We start from the raw sequence: 22,200 nt of genomic DNA on the forward strand, positions 1-22,200 counted from the left end.
AATCCCTACTCTCCCGGCTGCCGGATCATCCCGGCACGCATCTCATGCCTACAAAAATAAAATCGGGAGATACCGTCATGTCTGTTTGGGTCACATGGCCAGCTTTGACCAAGCTCGGCACCCTGGGCATCTTCGCCGGCCTGATCGCGCTCAGTCTCGAGCGCGAATCGCTGTTCAAGAACAACCTGTTCGACGTGGAGGACTATCCAAAGGCCAACGCGACGATCACCTGCGACGCACGAAGTCGCGTCGCCCGTACCGAGGACGGCACCTGCAACATCCTCAGCAACCCGGCTGAAGGTTCGGTGTACCGCCGATTCGGGCGTAACGTGAACCCAGCGGTAACGCGCGGCGAAACCGAGTCTGACACCCTGCTCACGCCCAACCCGCGGGACGTCAGTAACAGCCTGATGGCGCGCGGCGAATTCAAGCCGGCGCCGAGCCTCAACTTCATTGCCGCATCGTGGATCCAGTTCATGATCCATGACTGGGTCGATCACGGCGCCAACGCCGAAAACAACCCGATCCAGATCCCACTACCTGCCGGCGACAGCTTCGGCTCGGGCAGCCTGTCGGTGCGCCGCACGCAGCCCGACCCGACCCGTACCGCCGCCGACGCCGGCAAGCCGCAGACCTACCGTAACCACAACACCCACTGGTGGGACGGCTCGCAGCTGTATGGCAGCAACAAGGAAACCAACGACAAGGTGCGTTCCTTCGTCGACGGCAAGCTGAAGATCAATGCCGACGGCAGCCTGCCGCACGAATTGCTCAGCGGTAAGCCGATCACCGGTTTCAACGAGAACTGGTGGGTGGGGCTGAGCATGCTGCACCAGCTGTTCACCAAGGAACACAATGCCATCGCCACCATGCTCAAGCAGAAGTACCCGGGGCAGACCGACCAGTGGCTGTACGACCACGCACGCCTGGTCAACGCGGCGCTGATGGCCAAGATTCACACCGTGGAATGGACCCCGGCGGTCATCGCCAACCCGGTCACCGAACGCGCCATGTACGCCAACTGGTGGGGCTTGCTCGGTTCCGGTGGGCCGCGTGACACCTACCAGCAGGAAGTCCGGGCCCTCCAGGAGGACCTGGCCAAGTCGGATTCCTTCGTCAAGCGCATCCTCGGTTTCGACCCCAACGCCTCCGATGGCGTCGGCAGCTCGTCCATCGACCATGCCCTGAGCGGTATCGTCGGTTCGGCCAACCCGAACAACCACGGCGTGCCATACAGCCTCACCGAGGAGTTCGTCTCGGTGTACCGCATGCACCCGCTGATGCGCGACAAGGTGGATATCTACGACATCGGCTCGAACCTGGTTTCGCGCTCGGTGCCGCTGCCGGACGTGCGTGATCGCGACGCCGAGAACCTGCTGGCCGACGAACACCCGGACCGCCTGTGGTACTCCTTCGGCATCACCAACCCGGGTTCGCTGACGCTACATAACTACCCGAACTTCCTGCGCAACCTGTCCGTGCCGCTGGTGGGCAACATCGACCTGGCGACCATCGACGTCCTGCGTGACCGGGAGCGTGGCGTGCCGCGCTACAACGAGTTCCGCCGCGAGATCGGCCTCAATCCGATCACCAAGTTCGAGGACCTGACCAGCGATCCGGCCACCCTGGCCCAGCTCAAGCGCCTGTACAAGAACGATATCGAGCAGATCGATACCCTGGTCGGCCAACTGGCTGAAACCGTGCGTCCGGATGGCTTCGCCTTCGGTGAAACGGCGTTCCAGATCTTCATCATGAACGCCTCGCGCCGCCTGATGACCGACCGTTTCTATACCAAGGACTATCGCCCGGAGGTGTACACCGCCGAGGGCCTGGCCTGGGTCGAGAGCAGCACCATGGTCGACGTGTTGCGCCGCCACTTCCCCGACCTGGGCAGTAGCCTGGTGGGCGTGGAGAACGCCTTCAAGCCTTGGGGCCTGAATATCCCCGCCGACTACGAGAGCTGGCCTGCGCAGGGCAAGATGGACAACCTGTGGGTCAACGGCGCGCTGCGTACCCAGTATGCGGCGGACCAGCTGCCAGCGATTCCGCCGGTGGATGTCGGCGGGCTGATCGGTGCAGTGCTGTGGAAAAAGGTGCAGGAGCGCGGTGACGTCACTCCGGCCGGTTATGTGAAGGCCATGCACCCCAACGGCGTGATGGCCAAGGTGAAGTTCGTGGCCGTCGCCGGTAACCCCTACACCGGCCTATTCCAAGGGGCCAACAGCGGCCTGCTGCGCCTGTCGGTTGCGGGTGATCCGGTTGCCAACGGCTTCCAGCCGGGGCTGGCGTGGAAGGCCTTCGTCGATGGCAAGCCGTCGCAGAATGTTTCCGCGCTGTACAGCCTCAGCGGCCAGGGCAACAACTACAACTTCTTCGCCAACGAGCTCTCGCAGTACGTGGTGCCGGAAGTCAACGACACCCTGGGGACCACGCTGCTGTTCTCGGCCGTCAGCCTGAAGCCAACCCTGCTGCGCCTGGACGACTTCGCCGAAGTGGCACAGAACGGCCAGGCGGTGGCTACACCGAAAGCGCCAACGCAGATCTACTTCGTGCCCAAGGCCGAGTTGCGCACGCGCTTCTCCAGCACCGCGCATGACTTCCGCAACGACCTGGCAACCCTGCCTGCAGGCACCAAGCTGTATGAGGTGTACGCCACCGCAGCGGAGATCAAGACCTCGATCATTCCGTCCATCAGCCGTACCTATGCCCAGCAACGGCGTAGCGGGGCGGTGAAGGTCGGTGAAATCGAACTGACCTCGCCGCTGATCGCCTCGGCCTTTGGCGACAGCGGGGTGTTCTTCAAGCACCAGCGCAACGAAGACAAGTAAGCCTCACGCAGCAAAGAAGGCCCCGGCACCTGCCGGGGCTTTTCTATTCAGGCCCCCGGATTCACCGGGCTGTCGGCTGCCCTATTCATACAATTGCGCGCGCTGTCGCGCTTAACGCAACAACCAGCCTTTATTTTTCTACCGAATCCGTTAACTTGGGCCGCTCTGTCGCGCCCATAACAACAAGAACAGAACACCCCCTGACCCAGGAACAGGTCCGCGCATGATCACCGATCCGCACTCCGCAGCAGCGGCCCCGGCAGGCTTGCCTGTCCGCTCCCTGCCATTCGCCTTCGCCAAGCGCCACGGCGTGCTGTTCCTCAATGCCGTCGAGGGCCCATGCCTGGCCTGCCGCCAGGGTGTGGCCCTGCATGCCGTGGCCGAGGCGCAGCGCTTCGCCGGGCAATTGCTGCCGTTACAGTGGCTGGAGCCGGCAGCCTTCGAGCAGGCCCTGAGCAACGCCTACCAGCGCGATTCCTCGGAAGTCCGCCTGATGGCCGAGGGCCTCGGCGCCGAGATGGACCTGGCCAGCCTGGCCGAGCTCACCCCTGAATCTGGCGACTTGCTGGAGCAGGAAGACGACGCACCGATCATCCGCCTGATCAACGCCATCCTCAGCGAAGCGATCAAGGCCGGCGCCTCCGATATCCACCTGGAAACCTTCGAAAAGCGCCTGGTGGTGCGTTTCCGGGTCGACGGCATCCTGCGTGAAGTGATCGAGCCCCGGCGTGAGCTGGCGGCCTTGCTGGTATCGCGGGTCAAGGTCATGGCGCGCCTGGACATCGCCGAGAAGCGCGTGCCGCAGGACGGGCGTATCTCGCTAAAGGTGGGTGGCCGCGAAGTCGATATCCGCGTTTCCACCTTGCCCTCGGCCAATGGCGAGCGCGTGGTATTGCGCCTGCTGGATAAACAGGCCGGGCGCCTGTCGCTGCAGCACCTGGGCATGAGCGAGCGCGACCGTCGCCTGCTCGACGAGAACCTGCGCAAGCCCCACGGCATCCTGCTGGTCACCGGCCCCACCGGCTCGGGCAAGACCACCACGCTGTACGCCGGCCTGGTCACCCTCAACGACCGCACCCGCAACATCCTCACCGTCGAAGACCCGATCGAGTACTACCTCGAAGGCATCGGCCAGACCCAGGTCAACCCGCGCGTCGACATGACCTTCGCCCGCGGCCTGCGCGCGATACTGCGCCAGGACCCGGACGTGGTGATGGTCGGCGAGATCCGCGACCAGGAAACCGCCGACATCGCCGTGCAGGCCTCGCTGACCGGCCACCTGGTGCTGTCGACCCTGCACACCAACAGCGCGGTGGGCGCGGTGACCCGCCTGGTCGACATGGGCGTCGAGCCGTTCCTGCTGTCGTCCTCGTTGCTCGGTGTGCTGGCCCAGCGTCTGGTACGCGTGTTGTGCCCGAGCTGTCGCGAGGCGCGCCCGGCTGATGAAGCCGAATGTGCGTTGCTGGGGCTCGAGCCGCACGCCAAACCGACCATCTACCACGCCCAGGGCTGCGCCGACTGTCACCAGCAGGGCTACCGCGGGCGTACCGGTATCTATGAACTGGTGGTGTTCGACGAGCAGATGCGCACCTTGGTGCACAACGGCGCCGGCGAGCAGGAATTGACCCGCCACGCGCGCAGCCTCGGCCCCGGCATCCGCGAAGACGGCCGGCGCAAGGTGCTGGAAGGGGTGACCACCCTGGAAGAAGTGCTGCGTGTGACGCGAGAAGACTGATGGCTGCCTTCGAATACATTGCTCTCGATGCCAAGGGCCGCCAACAGAAAGGCGTACTGGAGGCAGACAGTGCGCGCCAGGTCCGCCAGCTGCTGCGCGAGCGTCAATTGGCGCCGCTGCAGGTCGAGGCCATGCGCAGTCGCGAGGCGCCGCAGGGTAGCGGCTTCAGCATGCGCCGTGGGCTGTCGGCACGCGATCTGGCGCTGGTGACCCGGCAACTGGCGACCCTGATCGGCGCCGCCCTGCCGATCGAAGAGGCATTGCGGGCCGCCGCAGCGCAATCGCGCCAGCCGCGCATCCAGTCAATGCTGCTGGCCGTGCGGGCGCGGGTGCTGGAGGGGCATGGTCTGGCCAGCAGCCTGGCGGCCTTTCCCGCCGCGTTTCCCGATCTGTACCGCGCAACAGTGGCCGCTGGCGAACATGCCGGGCACCTGGCTCCGGTGCTGGAGCAACTGGCGGACTATACCGAGCAGCGCCAGCAGTCGCGGCAGAAGGTGCAGCTGGCTCTGCTCTATCCGATGATCCTGATGTTCGCCTCGCTGAGCATCGTTGGTTTTCTGCTCGGCTACGTGGTGCCGGACGTGGTGCGGGTATTCATCGACTCCGGCCAGCAATTGCCGGCACTGACCCGCGGCTTGATTGCCGTGAGTGATTTCGCCAAGGGCTGGGGCTGGCTGGTGATTCTGGTGCTGGTAGCGGCTGTGCTGCTGTTTCGGCGGGCGCTGCGCGAGGACGCGATGCGCCAGCGTTGGCACGGTTTCCTGCTGCGTGTACCGCTGGTCGGCGGGCTGATTCGCTCTACCGAGACGGCACGTTTCGCCTCGACCCTGGCGATTCTGGTGCGCAGCGGCGTACCGCTGGTCGAGGCATTGGCGATTGGCAGCGAAGTGGTGGTCAACCGGGTGATTCGCGCGGACGTGATTCAGGCCACCCAGCGCGTACGCGAGGGCGGCAGCCTGTCACGAGCGCTGGAGGCCAGCCGGCAGTTTCCGCCGATGATGCTGCACATGATTGCCAGCGGCGAACGCTCCGGCGAGCTGGATCAGATGCTGTCGCGCACGGCGCGTAACCAGGAAAACGACCTGGCGGCCACCATCAGCCTGCTGGTGGGGCTGTTCGAGCCGTTCATGCTGGTCTTCATGGGGGCGGTGGTGCTGGTGATCGTGCTGGCCATCCTGCTGCCGATTCTGTCTTTGAACCAACTGGTGGGGTGAATACGATGAACAATTACCGACTGTGCGAAAACGTAGCGAGCGCCGGCGAGGCTAGGCGAAACCTGGCGAAGAAGCGCAGTTTACAGGTCGTAAATGAGCATTCTGAGCCAGGTTTCAACGACGCATCGCCAAGCGCAGCAGTTGTCGCGCGGTCGGGGCAACAGGGCTTCACCCTGATCGAGATCATGGTGGTGGTGGTGATCCTCGGCATCCTCGCCGCACTGGTGGTGCCGCAGGTAATGGGCCGTCCGGACCAGGCCAAGGTCACCGTGGCGCAGAACGACATCCGCGCCATCGGCGCTGCGCTGGACATGTACAAGCTGGACAACCAGAACTACCCGAGCACCCAGCAGGGCCTCGAAGCCCTGGTGAAGAAGCCCACCGGCACGCCGCCAGTGAAGAACTGGAACCCCGAGGGCTATCTGAAGAAGCTGCCCGTCGACCCCTGGGGCAATACCTACCTGTACCTGGCGCCCGGCACCCACGGCAAGATCGACCTCTACTCCCTCGGAGCCGACGGTCAGGAAGGTGGTGATGGCAACAATGCTGATATCGGCAACTGGGATCTTTGATCTACCTTGTTCGGGCGCAGCGAGCTAGAGAAAAGCAAGGCGAGAGTGGCTGAGGACGCGGAGTTTACAGATGGTAAATGAGCAGTACTCGCTCCGCTCGCCCCTTCGGGGCCGCCCTAAAGGGCGTTGGCCGCAAGCGTCCTCCGAAGCCGCTCTTAACGCAATTTTTCCGACGCGCAGCAAGTCCGTGCGTGGCTTCACCCTGATCGAGCTGCTGGTGGTGCTGGTGCTGCTCGGCGTGCTGGTGGGTGTGGCCGTGCTTGGCAGCGGCATTGCCGCCAGCCCGGCGCGCAAGCTGAATGATGAAGGCGAGCGGCTCAGCAGTTTGCTGCGGGTATTGCTCGACGAAGCGGTACTGGATAACCGCGAGTACGGCCTGCTGATCGACCGGCAGAGCTATCAGGTACTGCGTTATGAACCGCAGCGCGCCGAGTGGCAGGCGCTGGCGGAGCAGGGGCATGCATTGCCGGACTGGGTCGAGTTGAAGCTAGAGCTCGATGAGCAGGCGGTCGGCCTGCCGCAGGCTGCGCAGAAAAAGGACAGCAAGGCCCTGGTGCCACAGGTGCTGATCCTCTCCAGTGGTGAGCTGACCCCGTTCCGTCTGCGTCTCTCCGGCCGCGAGCGCGGTGCCCCGGTGTTGCTGCTGGCCAGCGATGGCTTCAATGAGCCGACGCTGCAGGTTGAAAGCCAGTCGGGGCCAGCGAAGAAATGATGCGCTCACGCGGTTTCACCCTGCTCGAAGTGCTGGTGGCCCTGGGTATCTTTGCCCTGGTCGCTGCCAGCGTGCTGGTCGCCAGCTCGCGTGCCCTGCAGACCGCAGCGCGCCTGGAGGACAAGACCTTCGCCCTGTGGCTGGCGGACAACCACCTGCAGGACATGCAACTGGCCGAGATTCCCCCCAGTGAAGGGCGCGAAGCGGGTGAGGACACCTACGCCGGGCGTCGCTGGTTGTGGCAAAGCAAGGTCGAGGCGACCAGCGAGCCGGACATGCGCCGGGTTACCGTCTGGGTGGCGGTGCGCCCGGACAGTGGCCTGCGCGGCAATATCGAGGACCAGGCGTTGGTCAGCCTCAGCGGTTTTGTCGGGGTCGAGCCATGAGGCGCCAACGTGGTTTCACCCTGCTCGAACTGCTGATCGCCATTTCCATCTTTGCCCTGCTCGGGCTGGCCACCTACCGCATGTTCGACAGTGTGATGCAGGCCGACCGGGGGCAGCGCGAGCAGGAGCAGCGTCTGCGCCACCTGACGCGCGCCATGGCGGCTTTCGAACGCGACTTGTTGCAGACGCGCCTACGCCCGGTGCGCGACCCGCTGGGCGATCCGCAAGCGGCGCTGCTCGGTGATAGCGGCAAGAATACCCACCTGGAATTCACCCGCAGTGGCTGGCGTAACCCGCTGGGGCTACCGCGCGCCACCCTACAGCGGGTGCGCTGGCAGCTGCAGGGGGAGCAATGGCAGCGTGCCTATTGGCCAGTGCTGGACCAGGCCCAGGACAGCCAGCCCCGGGTGCAGGATGTGCTGGGTGGGGTGACGCGTTTTGAACTGCTCTTTCTCGATGATGAGGGGCGCTGGTTGCAGAACTGGCCGCCGGCCAATAGCAGCAGCGAGCAAGCCCTGATCCAGATGCCCAAGGCCGTCGAACTGGTGATCGAGCAGCGCCGCTACGGCGAGTTGCGTCGGGTCTGGCGCTTGCCTGAGTCGGCCGAGAAACAGCAGCAAGGTGACGGCAGCGGCGAGGGCGATGGCTCCTCGGAGAACGACTTGTGAGGCGCCAGGGCGGTGTTGCGCTGATCATGGTGCTGCTGGTGGTGGCGCTGGTCACGGTGGTGTGTGCCGGGCTGGTGCTGCGTCAGCAACTGGCCATTCGTAGCACCGGTAACCAATTGCTGGTGCGCCAGGCGCAGTATTACGCCGAAGGGGGCGAGCGCCTGGCGATGGCGGTGCTGCGCCGCGACCTGCGCCAGGGCAACCCCAGCCAGCCACTGGACTTCCTCGGCGAGGCCTGGGCCCGGCCACGCCTGAGCTTCCCGCTGGACGGTGGCGGCGAGCTGCACCTGCATATCGACGATCTGTCCGGGCGTTTCAACCTCAATAGCCTGAAGAGTGGCGGCGAAGACAACGTCGCGGTGCAGCGCTTTCAGCGCCTGCTGCTCTCGCTGGGCATCGTGCAGCCCTATGCCGAGCGCTTGCAGGACTGGCTCGACAGCGACCAGGATCCGGTGAGCAGCAATGGCGCTGAAGATGATCAATACCTGCTGTTGGCACCGGCCTACCGCACTGGTCCCGGGCTTATCGTTGAGGTGTCCGAGCTACGTCTGCTGCTGGGCATGAGCGATGCCGACTTTCGCCGCCTGCAGCCGTTTGTCAGCGCTTTGCCGGTCGAGGTCGGCCTGAATGTGAATACTGCCAGCGCGCAGGTGTTGGCCAGCCTGGCCCCGGGCGTGGAGCCGCGTTCGCTGGGTGCGGTGCTGGCCATGCAGCGGCGCGAGGGTTTCCGTAATTTCGACGAGTTCAAGCAGTTGTTCACCGCGGATGCGGTGGCGTCGGGTCTGGTATTCGGCAGTCAGTATTTTCAGGTCACCACCGAAGTGTTGTTGGGTGATCGACGTCAGGTACTGGTCAGTTACCTGCAACGTGGCAAAGATGGGCGCGTCCGAGTGTTGGCGCGCGATTTGGGGCAAGACGGCCTGGTGCCGCTGCCCGCTAAGGAGTCAGAGGAATGAGTCCGCTTAGTCTATTTCTACCGCCGCAGGCTTGCGCCGGTGCAGATCCCGAATTGTTGGTGCAGCGCGTCACCGGGCCGCTGTGCGAGCCGATGCCGTTTGCCCAGGCACTGCCGAAAACCGATCAGGCCTGGCGCCTGGTGCTGCCGGTGGAGGCGGTGACCGTCTGCGCCGTGGCGTTACCGATCACCAAGGCGCGCTGGCTGGCCAAGGCACTGCCGTTCGCCGTGGAGGAACTGCTGGCCGAGGACGTCGAGCAATTCCACCTGTGCGTCGGCGAGGTGCTGGCGGATGGCCGTCACCGCGTCTACGCCGTGCGCCGTGCCTGGTTGTCCGCCTGGCTGGTGTTGTGTGCGGGCAACCCACCGCAGCGGATCGAAGTGGATGCCGATCTGCTGGTGGGCGAGGGTACCCAGTTGCTGTGCATGGGCCAGCGCTGGCTGTTGGGCGGCAGTGGCGATGTGCGTCTGGCCCTGCGCCCGCAGGATTGGCCGCAGCTCGCCGAGCAGTGCCCAACGCCGCGAGTGGCACATGTCGATGACGAGCAGGCCGTACCGGCGCTGATCGACGAGTGCCAGCAGATCGGCCAGCCCTTTGTCTGGCTGGCCCAGCAGCGGGCACCGGGCAATCTGGCCCAGGGCGAGTTTGCCCGGCGTGAAGCGTCCAGCGGTTTGCAGGCATGGCGCCCGCTGCTGGCGCTGGCTGGCCTCTGGTTGTTGCTGCAGTGGGGCTTCAACCTGGTCCAGGGCTGGCAGCTGGAGCGTGAGGCGCAGCGTTATGCCGAGGCCAATGAAGCGCTGTACCACGAGCTGTTTCCCGAAGACCGCAAGCTGATCAACCTGCGTGCCCAGTTCGACCAACACCTTGGCGAGAGCGGCGATGCCGGCGGCGGGCGGTTGCTCGGCCTGCTCGATCAGGCTGCCGTGGCGATCAATGCCGAGAACGGCCAGGTGCAAGTCGAGCAACTGGACTACAGCGCCCAGCGTGGCGACCTGGCGTTCAGTCTGCAGGCCCGCGATTTCGCCGCCCTGGAGCGGCTGCGTACGCAACTGCTGGAGGCCGGTGTGGCGGTGGAAATGGGTTCGGCCAGCCGCGAGGATGATGGCGTCAGCGCGCGCCTGGTGATTGGGGGTAACGGATGAGTGCGTTGATGCGATTGACCTTGCCCCTGCAGGAGCGCCTGCAGCAGTCTGGCCTGCTGGGTCGCTGGCAGGCCATGCCCTCGCGTGATCGCCTGGCGCTGACGGCGCTGGGTCTGTTTCTGCTGGTGGCATTGCTCTACCTGCTGCTGTGGAAGCCGGCGGCGCAACAGGTGATTCAAGCGCGCAGCCATCTGCAGCAGCAACGTGAGCTGCACCGGTATCTGCAGGAGCATGCCCCGCAAGTTCGCGCGCAGCAGGGCAAGCCGCAAGTCAGCCTCGATCCGGCGCGCCTGCAAGGGTTTGTCACCGCGAGTGCCAGCAGCCAGGGCTTGAGCGTGGAGCGGGTGGACAGCCAGGGCGACGGCGGCCTGCAGGTCAGCCTGCAACCCAGCGATTTCCCGCGCTTGCTGCAATGGCTGATGAGCCTGGAGGAGCAGGGCGTACAGGTCGACGAAGCCGGCCTGGAGCGTGCGGACAAGGGCTTGGTGAGCAGTCGCCTGTTGTTGCGCAGCGGTTCCTGAGTCGGCACGGCGCTCTGGCGCCAGGTAGCGCGCGGCCCTGTTTGCACCGAAACAGGGCCAGTTGGCCATGCGTGGCACCTGCATGGAACCGCGCGCCTACCTCCTGGCGCAGCCTGTTTGCCGCAGTTCGGTTACCTGGCGGCGGGCCCTGGAAAATCCCCCGCAGAAAAAAACTTCAAGCAGGGTGTTGACTTAGCGAAGGCCGATGCGTAAATTTCGCCACCTCGCAAGGCTACTCGGGTGATTAGCTCAGCCGGGAGAGCATCTGCCTTACAAGCAGAGGGTCGGCGGTTCGATCCCGTCATCACCCACCAGCCCTTGTGAGACCGACGCGCAGCGGTAGTTCAGTCGGTTAGAATACCGGCCTGTCACGCCGGGGGTCGCGGGTTCGAGTCCCGTCCGCTGCGCCATATTAGAGAAGCCCTCAGTTCGCAAGAACTGGGGGTTTTTCGCGTCTGGCGGGAAAAATTTTTAACGTAACGCTTTTGTCATGGGGAATCTTCAGTCTCTTGGCATGGTCTTTGTTTGGACCATGACGTCAGAACAGGAGAACGCCCTATGGACGATTACGTAGAAGAACTGCTCGAGTACCACGCCGATGAGCGTGATCCAGCGGAGCCGGCCGAAGACGCCACCGAGCTATGACTCTGCCTGGAGGCGCTGGCTGCGGCGAAACTCCCCCGGAGTCTGCCCGCTCCAGCGCTTGAACGCGCGCTGAAAGGCTTCCGCCGAGGCGAAGCCGAGTAGATAAGCAATCTCGCCGAACGCCAGTTCGGTATCCCTGATGTAAGCCATCGCCAGATCGCGCCGGGTATCGTTGAGAATCGCCCGGTATTGCGTGCCTTCCTCAGCCAACTTGCGTCGCAGTGTCCACACAGGCAACTGCATGCGCGCGGCTACTTCTTCCAGATCTGGTTCCCGACCGTGCAGCAAGGGCCCGAGCATGCGGGCAATGCGTTCGCGCAGGCTGCGGGTGCGGGTGCGTTGTTCCAGCTCCTGCTCGCACAGCGCCAGCAATTGCTGCCAGGTGCTCGGGCAGTGCGCCTGGCCCCGAGTGGCCAGGGTAGGCAGACTCAGGCGCAACTGGTTGGCGCTGGCGGAAAACTCCACCGGGCAGCCGAAGGCTTCGCTGTAGCGCTCGGCATAGCTGGGTGCGGCGAATTCGATTTCGACCTTTTCCGCCTTCAGCGGCGTGCCGCCGAGCTGGCTCAGGTGGCTGTGCCAGCCGGCCAGTACCGAATCGACCACGAAGCGGTTGTAGGCGTTGTACGGGCTGATCGAATAGAAACGCAGCCAGGCGCCACGGCTGTCCTCATGGAAGCTCGACTGGCCGCGATAGTTGTGGGCATACAGCGGCTCGAAGCGGCTCAGGGTGCGCGCCGCTTCGCGCAGGGTCGGCGCCTGGGCAGCGGTGACCCCGGCCAGGCCGAGCTGGCCAAGGTGGCTCAGGCGCCCCATGGCCAGGCCCAGTGCCGGGTCGCCGCACAACTGCATGGCGCTGTGGCCGAGGCGCATGTAGCGCGGAATCGACAGGCGCCCCTGGGGCTCGGCCAGGCGTGAGGGGTCCAGGCTGAATTGATCGAGCAGCGGGGCGGCATCCTGGCCGGCTTCGCGCATGGCATCGACGAGTCCGTGGACGAAGCCTACGGACAGGTCGCCCAGGCGCACGCGCGGGGTCTTCATGTCACAGCCAGAGGTTGATCAATTGGCCGCCCGGCGCCTCGCTCGCCAGCGTCAGCCCATCAACTCCGACGACCATGCTGTGGCCGTCGCTGCCCAGGTTCCAGAGCTGGCCACGCATGAATACGGTCATGCCGGCGTGGGCCTGGGTGCTGGCCAGGCGAGTCGGCAGCGAGTGGCGTTGCCAGGCTTCGCCTTCGCTGAGCTGACCGGGTTGGCTGGTGACATCCGCAGGGGTGCCGGCGAAGGTGGTGTAGCCGCCCCAGGGCTGGCTCCAGTGCTGGTTGCCGGTCAGAAAGGCCGGCACGGCGAGCAGATCGACTTGCTGGCTGGCGAGTTGCTGGTAACCGGCGGGATACCAACTGTCCGCGCAGATCAGCACACCCAGGCGTCCGGCAGGTGTCGTGACTACATGCAGTTCTGTTTCAGGAGCTGCGGCGGTGAAGCCGGCTTCCTCGGGAATCGGATAGACCTTGCGTTGCGGCTGGCCCAGCGCCGAGCCATCGGCGGCAAAGACCTGGCTGGCGTTGTACAGCGGGCCACTGCCAACTTGCAGTACGCCGTCGCGCACATGCGGGTCAGGCAGCAGGATCGAGCCGGCCACCAGCGTCACTCCATAGCGCTTGGCCAGGCCACCGAACAGCTGCTGGTAGTCGCGGGCCATCTGCTTGGCCTTCATGCGAAACAGCGCGTCGTACAGGCGTTGCGGCCCATGGCCGGTGAGCAGCGCAGCGGTGAGATCGAGCGGGTGGCTGAGGGCCAGCCAGAGCATGGCCTGGTCGATTTGGTGGGCGGCGAACACCTGGGGTTTCTCCCCGGCAGCGACCAGCCAGGTGCCGATGTGTTCGGGCAGGATGACCACGGTGCGGGGGGTCAGCAGGCCTTCGCTGTGGGCCTTGTCCAGGTAGGCAGACAGCTTGCGTTGCAGGTTGCCGACGCTGCGGTAGTCGACGTTGTACAGCGCCGGCTGGATACCCAGCAGGTTGCCTTTGCCCGACGGAGTGCCGAGGTTGGGGCCGACTTCGCTGCGCAGGTCGCTCAGGTAGTGGCTGTGGGGGCGTGATTGCGTCCAGGCGGCGTAAGCCAGGAGCAGGGCGAGAAACAGGGCGGGAAACAACAGCCGCAGGCTGCGGCGAATCAACGTAGGCATGGAATAGTCGGAGTAGGAACCTAGGCTCAGGGTAGGGGAGTGGCTCGGCGCTGCCAAGCCATGCTGCTACTTTTGATCAATAAGTTGTAAGTTTCGATCATTGAGCGGCGCGTGACTGCTCTTTATCGTCTGCCCCATAACTGATCGCGGTCCTGTTGAGACCGCGGCATCCCGTGAATTGCATGCTTGTTCTGGAGATATCCATGTCCGCTCAGTACCCGCACCTGCTGGCCCCGCTCGACCTCGGCTTCACCACCCTGAAGAACCGTACCCTGATGGGCTCCATGCACACCGGCCTGGAAGAGAAGCCGGGCGGCTTCGAGCGCATGGCGGCCTACTTTGCCGAACGTGCCCGTGGTGGTGTCGGCCTGATGGTCACCGGCGGTATCGGCCCGAACGAAGAAGGCGGCGTGTATTCCGGCGCGGCCAAGCTGACCACGGTCGAGGAAGCCGAGAAACACAAGATCGTGACCAAGGCGGTGCATGAGGCGGGCGGCAAGATCGCCATGCAGATCCTGCATGCCGGCCGTTATGCCTACAGCCCGAAATCGGTAGCGCCGAGTGCGATCCAGGCGCCGATCAACCCGTTCAAGCCGCGTGAGCTGGACGAGGAAGGCATCGAGAAGCAGATCCAGGACTTCATCAACTGCTCCGTACTGGCCCAGCAGGCCGAGTACGACGGCGTCGAGATCATGGGTTCGGAAGGCTACTTCATCAACCAGTTCCTTGCCGCCCATACCAACCACCGCACCGACCGTTGGGGCGGCAGCTACGAAAACCGCATGCGTCTGCCGGTGGAAATCGTGCGCCGCGTGCGCGAGGCCGTCGGCCCGAACTTCATCATCATTTATCGCCTGTCGATGCTCGATCTGGTCGAAGGCGGCAGCACCTGGGACGAGATCGTCCTGCTGGCCAAGGCCATCGAGAAGGCCGGCGCGACCATCATCAACACCGGCATCGGCTGGCACGAAGCGCGTATCCCGACCATCGCCACCAAGGTGCCGCGCGCCGCGTTCACCAAGGTCACCGCCAAGCTCAAGGGCGAAGTCAGCATCCCGCTGATCACCACCAACCGCATCAACACCCCGGAAGTCGCCGAGCAGGTACTGGCCGAAGGCGACGCCGACATGGTGTCCATGGCCCGTCCATTCCTCGCCGACCCGGACTTCGTCAACAAGGCTGCTGCCGGCCGCGCCGACGAAATCAACACCTGCATCGGTTGCAACCAGGCCTGCCTGGATCACACTTTTGGCGGCAAGCTGACCAGCTGCCTGGTCAACCCGCGCGCCTGCCACGAGACCGAGCTGAACTACATCCCCACCACCGCAGTGAAGAAGATCGCCGTGGTTGGTGCCGGCCCGGCGGGCCTTTCCGCCGCCACCGTGGCCGCCGAGCGCGGCCACAGCGTGACCCTGTTCGACTCGGCCAGCGAGATCGGCGGCCAGTTCAACGTGGCCAAGCGCGTGCCGGGCAAGGAAGAGTTCTACGAGACCCTGCGCTACTTCAAGCGCAAGCTGGAAACCACTGGCGTCGACCTGCGCCTGAACACCCGTGTGTCGGCTGACGATCTGGCCAAGGGCGGCTATGACGAGATCATCCTGGCCACCGGCATCGCGCCGCGTACCCCGGCCATCGAAGGCATCGACAACGCCAAGGTGATCAGCTACCTGGACGCCATCCTGCAGCGCAAGCCGGTCGGCCAGACCGTCGCAGTGATCGGTGCTGGCGGTATCGGTTTCGACGTCTCCGAGTTCATCACCCACCAGGGCGAAGCCACCAGCCAGAACCGCGATGCGTTCTGGAAGGAGTGGGGCATCGACGGTGACCTCGAAGCGCGCGGTGGTATCGCCGGGATCAAGGCCGATGTGCATCCGGCCGCGCGCCAGGTGTTCCTCCTGCAGCGCAAGAAAACCAAGGTCGGCGACGGCCTGGGCAAAACCACCGGCTGGATTCACCGCACCGGCCTGAAGAACAAGAACGTGCAGATGCTCAACTCGGTCGAGTACCTCAAGGTCGACGACGCTGGCCTGCACATCCGCATTGGCGAAGGCGAGCCGCAAGTGCTGCCGGTGGACACCGTGGTCGTCTGCGCCGGCCAGGACCCGCTGCGCGAGCTGCAGGACGACCTGGTTGCCGCCGGGCAGAACGTGCACCTGATTGGTGGTGCCGATGTGGCCGCCGAGCTGGACGCCAAGCGGGCGATCAACCAGGGCTCGCGCCTCGCTGCCGAACTCTGATCCATCGACGCCTCGGGGGGCTGTCCCTGCTGTATTAGCGATTCGCGCCGGAGCCAGTTTTTGCGCGGAGCTAGGCGTGAGACGCGAGGTTTGGTCGTCCAAATGAGCCGTCGAGCAACGACGTTCCGCGCAAAAACTGGCCCGTCCCTGCGGGTTGCGCGGAAAATCTCGCCATGCGTTGTTGCGGGACTTGGCAAGGGAACACCATTGCCTGCGTCCCACGCCTAGCCTGGCGAGATTTTCCGCAGCAACGCGGTTCGCGAATACAGCAGGGACAGACCCACGTGCGGGGCGTTTTGTATGTGGCTTACAACAATAAGGAGCACCCCATGTCCACCGATCTTCACTTGCAACCGGCAGCGGCCGCGTCACTGCAGCGCTGGCACCAGTTCATCTCTGCGCAGAATCTGAGTCAGCTTCCCGAGCTGCTGCACCCACAGGCGGTGTTTCGTTCGCCGATGGCGCACACCCCGTATCCCGGCGCGCCGATGGTCAACGTCATCCTCAATACGGTGCTGCAGGTATTCCAGGATTTCGTTTACCACCGCGAACTGGCCAGTGCCGATGGCCTCAACGTGGTGCTGGAATTCAGTGCCAAGGTCGGTGGGCGCGAGCTCAAGGGCATCGACATGATTCGTTTCGACGAGAGCGGCAAGATCGTCGAGTTCGAAGTGATGATTCGTCCCATGAGCGGCCTGCAGGCCCTCGGCGAGGAGATGGGGCGGCGCCTGGCGCCTCTGCTGGCAGCCGCCAAAGGCTGATTTACCTAGGGTCTGTAGACGCTTCGGCGCGGCAGCGACGGCAAATCGCGCCATGCGGCATGTATCGAAAGATCAACAGACCCAACCCCATCACAGTTTCATTGCACCGTTTGTCCGCCGCCCTCCGGTGGCGGATGACTGCCAACCCAATCACACTGCCTGCTGCGCTTTTTCCCCTAGACTTGCTCGAAACAGAGGGCTGGCTCCTCAAGGGCGCGTTACCTGCACCCGCGATCAGGTCACCGTCCCACGTGTAATACCGTGCCGGCCCGGAGGAAAAACATGAGCATGCAGAACAAACCGCAGATGGTCGAAGCCGTGCTGTTCTTCAATGAGCGCGGCATCTGCAAGGAAATGCTTTTCCCCGAATTCGAAGCCCTGCTCGATGGTGTGGTCAACATGCCGGAATACGCCGACGAGCAGATGCGCATGGCCTATGTGCTGATCAATCCGCGCCTGATGGTGCGTGCCGCGGTGTTCTTCTACCTGGACTTCGACGAAAAGGGTGCCGCCGACAGCGGCTGGAACCTGCCGCTGCGCCATCTGGCCGACAACGCCGGGCGCGGGCCGGACCTGGGTGCCGGGCCGATCCGCCTGGCCTGCCGCAGCCAGTGCCCGGTCTCCTGGCACCAGATGCACCTGTGGGACCCGAGCCTGGCGCCAGGCAAGAACGACCTGGCGGTGCTGCGCGATGCGGTCAAGCGTAACCAGATGGGCCTGCTGGTGATCGATGAGGACAGCGTGGTGCTCTCCGATCGTCTGCAAATGGCCTCAGAAGAAAAGTGGCAGGCGCCCGATCCGGGGCGCGATACGGCTGAAAAACAAGCCGAGCAGAAAGAACAGGAACACCGCCTGAAAACCGCCCAGCTGATCAAGCAGCAGCGCCTGCGCATCAGTACCCTGGGCACCCAGCATGAAGAAGAGCTGGGCCGCCTCAAGCTGGCCATGGACGAGCGTCAGCGCTCGCTGCAGACGGAAATCCACAACCTGCACCAGGCCCTGCGTCAGCAGGAAGACCTGAACACCAGCCTCAAGCAGCAACTGGACGAGCAGGTCAACAACTTCCAGAGCACCCGCGAGGAAATGTCCCAGCAGCTGCGTGCCCTGGAGCGCCACGGGCGTACCGAGGCGGACATCCTGCGCACCCAGTTCGGCGGCGAGTTGCAGGCCAAGGTGGCGGCTGCCGTGGCGGAGTACAAGGAGCAGGTGGCGATCCGTGACGTCGAGCTGGCCTACCGCGCCGAGCAGGAAACCCAGCTGCAGCAGGAGCTGCAACGCCTGAAGAGCGAGCGCGACGAACTGGCCGGGCAGAGTGGCGAGCAGATTCTCGAGCGCCTTTCCAGGCTCGGCGTGGTGTTCGTGGTCTATCACCCGGGTGCCGGCCACCTGACCATCCCGTTGCAGGATATTGCCCGCTACCAGGACAACCCGATGAGCTACGCAGCGGCCAAGTGCTTCGTCTCCGAGGCGCAGTATCGCCAGTGGCTCGGCCATTATTCGCAACCGACCTGTGAAGCCAGCCTGCCATCCGGCGAGCGCTGCGCGATGCCTATCGACCGGGTGGAAACCCCCAGCCGCTTTGTAGTCGGTGACTCCAACTGTTGCGCCCGGCACAAGGCCGGCAGCCGCCTGCGCACCGTCAGCTAGTGGTGCTGCAGGTCCCGCGCTGGAACCCCGGCGCGCCGCTGCAGCCTCTGCATCTGGATTGGCTGAAGGCTGCGGGTGTCGAGGTGGCGGTGCTGCGCCTCGATCTGCTCGATCCGCTGATCTCCGGCAACAAATGGTTCAAGCTGTTGCCACATCTGCAGGCCGCCGAACAGGCGGGCGCCGAGGGCATCATCAGCCTCGGTGGAGCCCACTCCAATCATCTGCATGCACTGGCCGCTGCCGGGCAACGCTTTGGCTTTGCCACGGTCGGCCTGCTGCGCGGCGAGCCGCAGGACAATCCGACTCAGCGCGACCTGCAGGCCTTTGGCATGCAGTTGCACTGGCTTGGCTATGCCGGCTATCGGGCGCGGCATCGGGCGGATTTCTGGGTGCCCTGGATGGAGCGCTACCCACAGTTGTATCCGGTGCCTGAGGGCGGGGGCGGTTTGGCCGCCGCCCAGGCCTGCATGAGCATTGCCGATATGGCGCAAGCGCAACTGGCCGCTCTTGGTTGGAGTGATCACGACGGCTGGTGGCTGGCCGCCGGTACCGGCACCACGCTGGCGGGGCTGGTGCTGGCCGAAGCGGGGCAGCGCTGGGTGCACGGTGCGCTCGCCGTACCGCCTGGCGATGGTGTGGAGGTCAACCTGAGTGCGCTCCTGGGCGAGGCCGGTCGCGCGGATGCCGGCTACAAGCTGGTGCCGGCGGCCCGTGGTGGTTTCGCCCGTACGGATGCCGAGCTACTACGCTTTGTGCGTGACAGCGAAGCGCAGTCCGGGGTGCCGCTGGAACCGGTCTATACCGGCAAGGCGCTGCTGGCATTGCGCGGTGAGGTAGAGGCCGGTTACTTTGCCAGGGGCTCGCGCTTGCTGTTCGTGCATACCGGTGGTTTGCAGGGGCGGCGCTCCCTGACTGCAGGCCAGCCATCGCAGGGCTGAGCACCAAAAGAATGAAGCAAGGACAGGTTTCGATGATCGAGCCGCTGAACCCCGAACAGTTGCGCAGTTTCACTCCGCTCAATGTGCTCTCCGAGCAGCAGTGGCGCGAGCTGCGTAGTCAACTGGTACCCCAGCATCTGCTGGCCGGGCAGTTGCTGTTCCGCCAGGGGGATCAGGCGCGCACGACCTATTACCTGCTTTCCGGTGAGTTGCTGCTGCGCAGTGCCGATGGCCAGGAGCAGCGTCTGCAGGCCGGCAGCAGTGCCAGTTGCCATCCGCTGTCGCCGAGCCTGCCACGTCAGCAGGAAGCCCGTGCGGTCAGCGATGTCAGTGTGCTGGCACTGGATAGCGCCACCCTCAGCCGCTTGCTCACCTGGCGCCTGGCTTATCACGACCTGCTACTGGAACTCGGTGGCAAGGGCGAGGATGTCGAATGGCTGGAGCGCCTGCTGGAGAACCCGCTGTTCACCAAGGTGCCGCCGGCCAACGTGCAGGCCATGCTTGAACGCCTGCGGCCGATCGACTTGCCGGCGGACAGCCGGGTGCTGGTCGAGGGGGAGGCGGGTGACTGCTGTTATTTCCTCAAGAGCGGCAGGGCCGAGGTGTTTCGTGGTGGCGACAGCTCGCGCCAGGTATTGGCCGAGCTGGAAGTGGGGGCCTGTTTTGGCGAGGAAGCACTGCTTTCCGATCAACCACGCAATGCCACGGTGACGCTGATCGAACCAGGCGTGGTGCTGCGCCTGGATCGCCAGGATTTCTTCTCCTTGCTCAAGGCCCCGGTGGTCGATGAAGTTTCCTTCGGCGAAGCCGCGCGTCTGCTGTCTGCGGGTGCGCAGTGGCTGGACGTCCGCCTGCAGGACGAATACGAACGCTCTCATGCCCTGCAAAGCCTGAACATGCCGCTGCACCTGCTACGCCTGAAAACCCGCCTGCTGGACAAGGCGCGCACCTACCTGTGCTACTGCGACAGCGGCAAGCGCAGCGCCAGTGCGGTGTTCCTGCTGTCGCAGCTGGGCTTCACCGCCTATGCCTTGCGCGATGGGGTGGACGCCCTGCCGGCCATCCAGCGCGATGGCCTGCTCTGTGAAAACGGCCCCGGTTACCTGGCGCGTTCCGGTGGGCGCACCGAGCGCAGCAACTAGTGCGGCGTGGCCGATTTCGGCCATTCATCGCTGACCAGAAACAGCCGCTGGCTTTCCTGCCAATCCCCACTGTCGTCAGGCCGTAGGCCGACCAGCAATTGCGCAGCGGCAGTGTCGGGCAATTGCTGCAGCCACTCCGCCAGTTGCGCTGGCGTCCATACCTGGCTTTCTTCCACCCGTGCCGGCGCCAACCAGGCGTGGCGCGCCAGTGGCTGCCAGCGTGCGTCGCTGTGCTCGGCTAGCCATTGGACCCAGTCGCGGCGGTGCAGCCAGCACCCGCGCAGGTGCTGGGCGCGGGTGCCAGTCGGCGCAGCGCAGGCGACAGCGTTGGGGTAGAACAGGTAACCGCCCAACCACAGGCTCGCAGTAGGTAATTCGTCACTCAGTTCGGCCAGGGCGGATGCGGCAGCCGGGTTGCGGGACAGGGGCAGTTGATGCTGTTGCAGGTGTTGCAGCTTGAGCCCCAGGCGATCCTCGCTCGCGGGGCCCAGCCAGTGTTGCGGGTCTTCGCCGCTCAGCTGTTCGGGCCCCAGGTAGAGCTTGATTGCCAGCTCCAGGTGCTGCAGGCCCTGTTCATCGCGCAGCAGCAGGTCCAGCTCGCCGACGGTACGGCCTCGTTCACGGATCGGCAGGTTGGCGGCCAGTAACTGGATATCCGGCGCCTGCTCCAGGGCAAATTGCCAGAGCCGCTCGTAGTAGCGCCCCAGGCGGCTGGAACCGGCGGCGAGAAACTGTTGCAGGGCCTGACTGTCGCGTTGCTGATGGTGCAACCAGTCGAGCAATTGCCCCGGGCGATGGGCCCAGGCGCTGGCGGCCAGTGGGTGGCGCACCGCCACGCTGCTGCCATCGAGCAGGCTGGGGGCGAGCAGCGCCCAGGCGAGATCACGCACGGCAGGATGGCGCAGTTCGCTGAGTACGTCGCAGAGCGGGGGCAGGGCGTTCATGGGCCGAGCATAGCCGGTTTGCTGCGCTTGCCGGCTTTCGCCCATAATCCTGGCCATTACTCCCGTTGCAGAGCGCCCCATGGAGCAGTTTCGCAATATCGGTATCATCGGCCGCCTGGGCAGTGCCCAGGTGCTGGATACCATTCGCCGCTTGAAGACCTTCCTGCTCGAGCGCCATCTGCATGTGATTCTCGAAGACACCATCGCCGAGGTGCTGCCGGGGCATGGTCTGCAGACCTGCTCGCGGAAGATCCTTGGTGAAGTCTGCGACCTGGTGATCGTCGTCGGTGGCGACGGCAGCATGCTCGGTGCCGCCCGCGCCCTGGCCCGGCACAAGATCCCGGTACTGGGGATCAACCGGGGCAGCCTGGGCTTTCTCACCGACATTCGTCCGGACGAGCTGGAAGTGAAGGTCGCGGAGGTGCTGGAAGGGAACTTCCTCGAGGAGAGTCGTTTTCTTCTGGAAGCCGAAGTTCGCCGTCACGGCGAGGCCATCGGTCAGGGCGATGCGCTCAACGACGTGGTGCTGCACCCGGGCAAGTCGACCAAGATGATCGAGTTCGAGCTGTACATCGACGGCCAGTTCGTCTGCAGCCAGAAGGCCGACGGCCTGATCATCGCCACGCCGACCGGCTCCACCGCGTACTCGCTGTCTGCCGGTGGGCCGATCATGCACCCCAAACTGGATGCCATCGTCATCGTGCCGATGTACCCGCATACCCTGTCCAGCCGGCCGATCGTGGTCGACAGCAATAGCGAGCTGAAAGTGGTGGTGGCCGATGACCTGCAGATCTACCCGCTGGTCTCGTGCGATGGGCAGAACCACTTCACCTGCGCGCCTGGCGACACCATCACGGTGGCCAAGAAGCCACAGAAGCTGCGCCTGATCCATCCGCTCGATCACAACTACTACGAGGCGTGTCGGACCAAACTGGGCTGGGGCAGCCGGCTCGGAGGCCACGACTAG

At 64.7% G+C, this 22,200-nt stretch carries 19 protein-coding genes and 2 tRNA genes; 18 read left to right on the forward strand and 3 right to left on the reverse strand.

The features are described from left to right. Nucleotides 1-77 precede the first annotated feature (77 nt). From H3H51_RS08370 to H3H51_RS08425, 12 genes are all read left to right on the forward strand, one after another. Nucleotides 78-2,828, forward strand: coding sequence for a peroxidase family protein (locus tag H3H51_RS08370; RefSeq protein WP_183088584.1), 2,751 nt, complete (start codon nt 78-80; stop codon nt 2,826-2,828). A 223-nt stretch (nt 2,829-3,051) separates the two neighbouring features. Then, nucleotides 3,052-4,563, forward strand: coding sequence for a type II secretion system ATPase GspE (gene gspE / locus H3H51_RS08375; RefSeq protein WP_183088585.1), 1,512 nt, complete (start codon nt 3,052-3,054; stop codon nt 4,561-4,563). Continuing rightward, nucleotides 4,563-5,777: a GspF family T2SS innner membrane protein variant XcpS gene (gene xcpS / locus H3H51_RS08380; protein ID WP_183088586.1), complete on the forward strand. Its 1,215-nt coding sequence runs from the start codon at nt 4,563-4,565 to the stop codon at nt 5,775-5,777. The genes gspE and xcpS overlap by 1 nt, the downstream gene beginning before the upstream one ends. 62 nt (nt 5,778-5,839) lie before the next feature. Beyond that, entirely contained in the window at nt 5,840-6,349 is a 510-nt protein-coding gene (gspG, locus tag H3H51_RS08385; protein ID WP_407926477.1) for a type II secretion system major pseudopilin GspG, read from the forward strand. Nucleotides 6,350-6,536: 187 nt separating this feature from the next. Further along, nucleotides 6,537-7,061, forward strand: coding sequence for a type II secretion system minor pseudopilin GspH (gene gspH / locus H3H51_RS08390; RefSeq protein ID WP_328803637.1), 525 nt, complete (start codon nt 6,537-6,539; stop codon nt 7,059-7,061). Next, nucleotides 7,058-7,447: a type II secretion system minor pseudopilin GspI gene (gene gspI, locus H3H51_RS08395; RefSeq protein ID WP_183088589.1), complete on the forward strand. Its 390-nt coding sequence runs from the start codon at nt 7,058-7,060 to the stop codon at nt 7,445-7,447. The genes gspH and gspI overlap by 4 nt, the downstream gene beginning before the upstream one ends. Beyond that, the gene (gene gspJ, locus H3H51_RS08400; RefSeq protein ID WP_183088590.1) at nt 7,444-8,115 is read left to right on the forward strand and encodes a type II secretion system minor pseudopilin GspJ; all 672 of its coding nucleotides are present in this window, start codon (nt 7,444-7,446) and stop codon (nt 8,113-8,115) included. Before gspI ends, gspJ begins: the two co-directional genes overlap by 4 nt. Beyond that, nucleotides 8,112-9,071 carry a type II secretion system minor pseudopilin GspK gene (gene gspK / locus H3H51_RS08405; protein WP_183088591.1) on the forward strand — a complete coding sequence of 320 codons (960 nt, stop codon included), beginning with the start codon at nt 8,112-8,114 and terminating at the stop codon, nt 9,069-9,071. Before gspJ ends, gspK begins: the two co-directional genes overlap by 4 nt. After that, nucleotides 9,068-10,213, forward strand: coding sequence for a type II secretion system protein GspL (gene gspL / locus H3H51_RS08410; protein WP_183088592.1), 1,146 nt, complete (start codon nt 9,068-9,070; stop codon nt 10,211-10,213). Before gspK ends, gspL begins: the two co-directional genes overlap by 4 nt. Nucleotides 10,214-10,221: 8 nt before the next feature. Further along, entirely contained in the window at nt 10,222-10,734 is a 513-nt protein-coding gene (locus H3H51_RS08415) for a type II secretion system protein M (RefSeq protein WP_235981315.1), read from the forward strand. 238 nt (nt 10,735-10,972) lie between these two features. After that, a tRNA-Val gene (locus H3H51_RS08420) sits at nt 10,973-11,048 on the forward strand. 19 nt (nt 11,049-11,067) lie between these two features. Beyond that, a tRNA-Asp gene (locus tag H3H51_RS08425) sits at nt 11,068-11,144 on the forward strand. A 229-nt stretch (nt 11,145-11,373) separates the two neighbouring features. Here H3H51_RS08425 and H3H51_RS08430 read toward each other — a convergent pair. Further along, nucleotides 11,374-12,417: an AraC family transcriptional regulator gene (locus H3H51_RS08430; protein WP_183088594.1), complete on the reverse strand. Its 1,044-nt coding sequence runs from the start codon at nt 12,415-12,417 to the stop codon at nt 11,374-11,376. Between the two features lies 1 nt (nt 12,418). Further along, nucleotides 12,419-13,552 (reverse strand): carbon-nitrogen hydrolase family protein, encoded by a 1,134-nt coding sequence (locus tag H3H51_RS08435; RefSeq protein WP_407926478.1) that lies wholly within the window; start codon nt 13,550-13,552, stop codon nt 12,419-12,421. 215 nt (nt 13,553-13,767) lie between these two features. Between H3H51_RS08435 and H3H51_RS08440 the strand changes: the two genes are divergently transcribed. The 5 genes from H3H51_RS08440 to H3H51_RS08460 all read left to right on the forward strand — a co-directional run bounded on the left by H3H51_RS08440 (nt 13,768) and on the right by H3H51_RS08460 (nt 20,289). Then, a complete protein-coding gene (locus H3H51_RS08440; protein WP_407926472.1) occupies nt 13,768-15,801 on the forward strand; it encodes an oxidoreductase in 2,034 nt (677 codons plus the stop codon). A 329-nt stretch (nt 15,802-16,130) separates the two neighbouring features. Beyond that, the gene (locus H3H51_RS08445; RefSeq protein ID WP_183088596.1) at nt 16,131-16,562 is read left to right on the forward strand and encodes a nuclear transport factor 2 family protein; all 432 of its coding nucleotides are present in this window, start codon (nt 16,131-16,133) and stop codon (nt 16,560-16,562) included. A gap of 282 nt (nt 16,563-16,844) precedes the next feature. Beyond that, on the forward strand, nt 16,845-18,209 hold the full coding sequence (locus H3H51_RS08450; RefSeq protein WP_183088597.1) for a chromosome partitioning protein ParA: 1,365 nt from the start codon (nt 16,845-16,847) through the stop codon (nt 18,207-18,209). Beyond that, on the forward strand, nt 18,209-19,147 hold the full coding sequence (locus tag H3H51_RS08455) for a 1-aminocyclopropane-1-carboxylate deaminase/D-cysteine desulfhydrase (RefSeq protein WP_183088598.1): 939 nt from the start codon (nt 18,209-18,211) through the stop codon (nt 19,145-19,147). The genes H3H51_RS08450 and H3H51_RS08455 overlap by 1 nt, the downstream gene beginning before the upstream one ends. Nucleotides 19,148-19,179: 32 nt before the next feature. Further along, nucleotides 19,180-20,289, forward strand: a complete 1,110-nt coding sequence (locus tag H3H51_RS08460; protein ID WP_183088599.1) for a cyclic nucleotide-binding domain-containing protein — start codon at nt 19,180-19,182, stop codon at nt 20,287-20,289. On the opposite strand, the gene H3H51_RS08465 is transcribed toward H3H51_RS08460, so the two are convergent. Continuing rightward, complete coding sequence (locus tag H3H51_RS08465; RefSeq protein WP_183088600.1) at nt 20,286-21,233, reverse strand: DUF1853 family protein; 948 nt, start codon at nt 21,231-21,233, stop codon at nt 20,286-20,288. The genes H3H51_RS08460 and H3H51_RS08465 overlap by 4 nt on opposite strands. Nucleotides 21,234-21,312: 79 nt before the next feature. On the opposite strand from H3H51_RS08465, the gene H3H51_RS08470 reads away from it, so the two are divergent. After that, nucleotides 21,313-22,200: an NAD(+) kinase gene (locus H3H51_RS08470; RefSeq protein ID WP_183088601.1), complete on the forward strand. Its 888-nt coding sequence runs from the start codon at nt 21,313-21,315 to the stop codon at nt 22,198-22,200.

The sequence above is a fragment of the Aquipseudomonas ullengensis genome (assembly GCF_014174475.1).
In the GTDB taxonomy this organism is placed as follows: Bacteria; Pseudomonadota; Gammaproteobacteria; order Pseudomonadales; family Pseudomonadaceae; genus Aquipseudomonas; species Aquipseudomonas ullengensis.

Bases quoted from the DNA above. Each gene is read 5' to 3' on its own strand.
- H3H51_RS08370 (WP_183088584.1), top strand. From the start codon at position 78: ATGTCTGTTTGGGTCACATGGCCAGCTTTGACCAAGCTCGGCACCCTG.
- gspE (WP_183088585.1), top strand. From the start codon at position 3,052: ATGATCACCGATCCGCACTCCGCAGCAGCGGCCCCGGCAGGCTTGCCT.
- xcpS (WP_183088586.1), top strand. From the start codon at position 4,563: ATGGCTGCCTTCGAATACATTGCTCTCGATGCCAAGGGCCGCCAACAG.
- gspI (WP_183088589.1), top strand. From the start codon at position 7,058: ATGATGCGCTCACGCGGTTTCACCCTGCTCGAAGTGCTGGTGGCCCTG.
- gspJ (WP_183088590.1), top strand. From the start codon at position 7,444: ATGAGGCGCCAACGTGGTTTCACCCTGCTCGAACTGCTGATCGCCATT.
- gspL (WP_183088592.1), top strand. From the start codon at position 9,068: ATGAGTCCGCTTAGTCTATTTCTACCGCCGCAGGCTTGCGCCGGTGCA.
- H3H51_RS08415 (WP_235981315.1), top strand. From the start codon at position 10,222: ATGCGATTGACCTTGCCCCTGCAGGAGCGCCTGCAGCAGTCTGGCCTG.
- H3H51_RS08430 (WP_183088594.1), bottom strand. From the start codon at position 12,417: ATGAAGACCCCGCGCGTGCGCCTGGGCGACCTGTCCGTAGGCTTCGTC.
- H3H51_RS08440 (WP_407926472.1), top strand. From the start codon at position 13,768: ATGTCCGCTCAGTACCCGCACCTGCTGGCCCCGCTCGACCTCGGCTTC.
- H3H51_RS08445 (WP_183088596.1), top strand. From the start codon at position 16,131: ATGTCCACCGATCTTCACTTGCAACCGGCAGCGGCCGCGTCACTGCAG.
- H3H51_RS08450 (WP_183088597.1), top strand. From the start codon at position 16,845: ATGAGCATGCAGAACAAACCGCAGATGGTCGAAGCCGTGCTGTTCTTC.
- H3H51_RS08460 (WP_183088599.1), top strand. From the start codon at position 19,180: ATGATCGAGCCGCTGAACCCCGAACAGTTGCGCAGTTTCACTCCGCTC.
- H3H51_RS08465 (WP_183088600.1), bottom strand. From the start codon at position 21,233: ATGAACGCCCTGCCCCCGCTCTGCGACGTACTCAGCGAACTGCGCCAT.
- H3H51_RS08470 (WP_183088601.1), top strand. From the start codon at position 21,313: ATGGAGCAGTTTCGCAATATCGGTATCATCGGCCGCCTGGGCAGTGCC.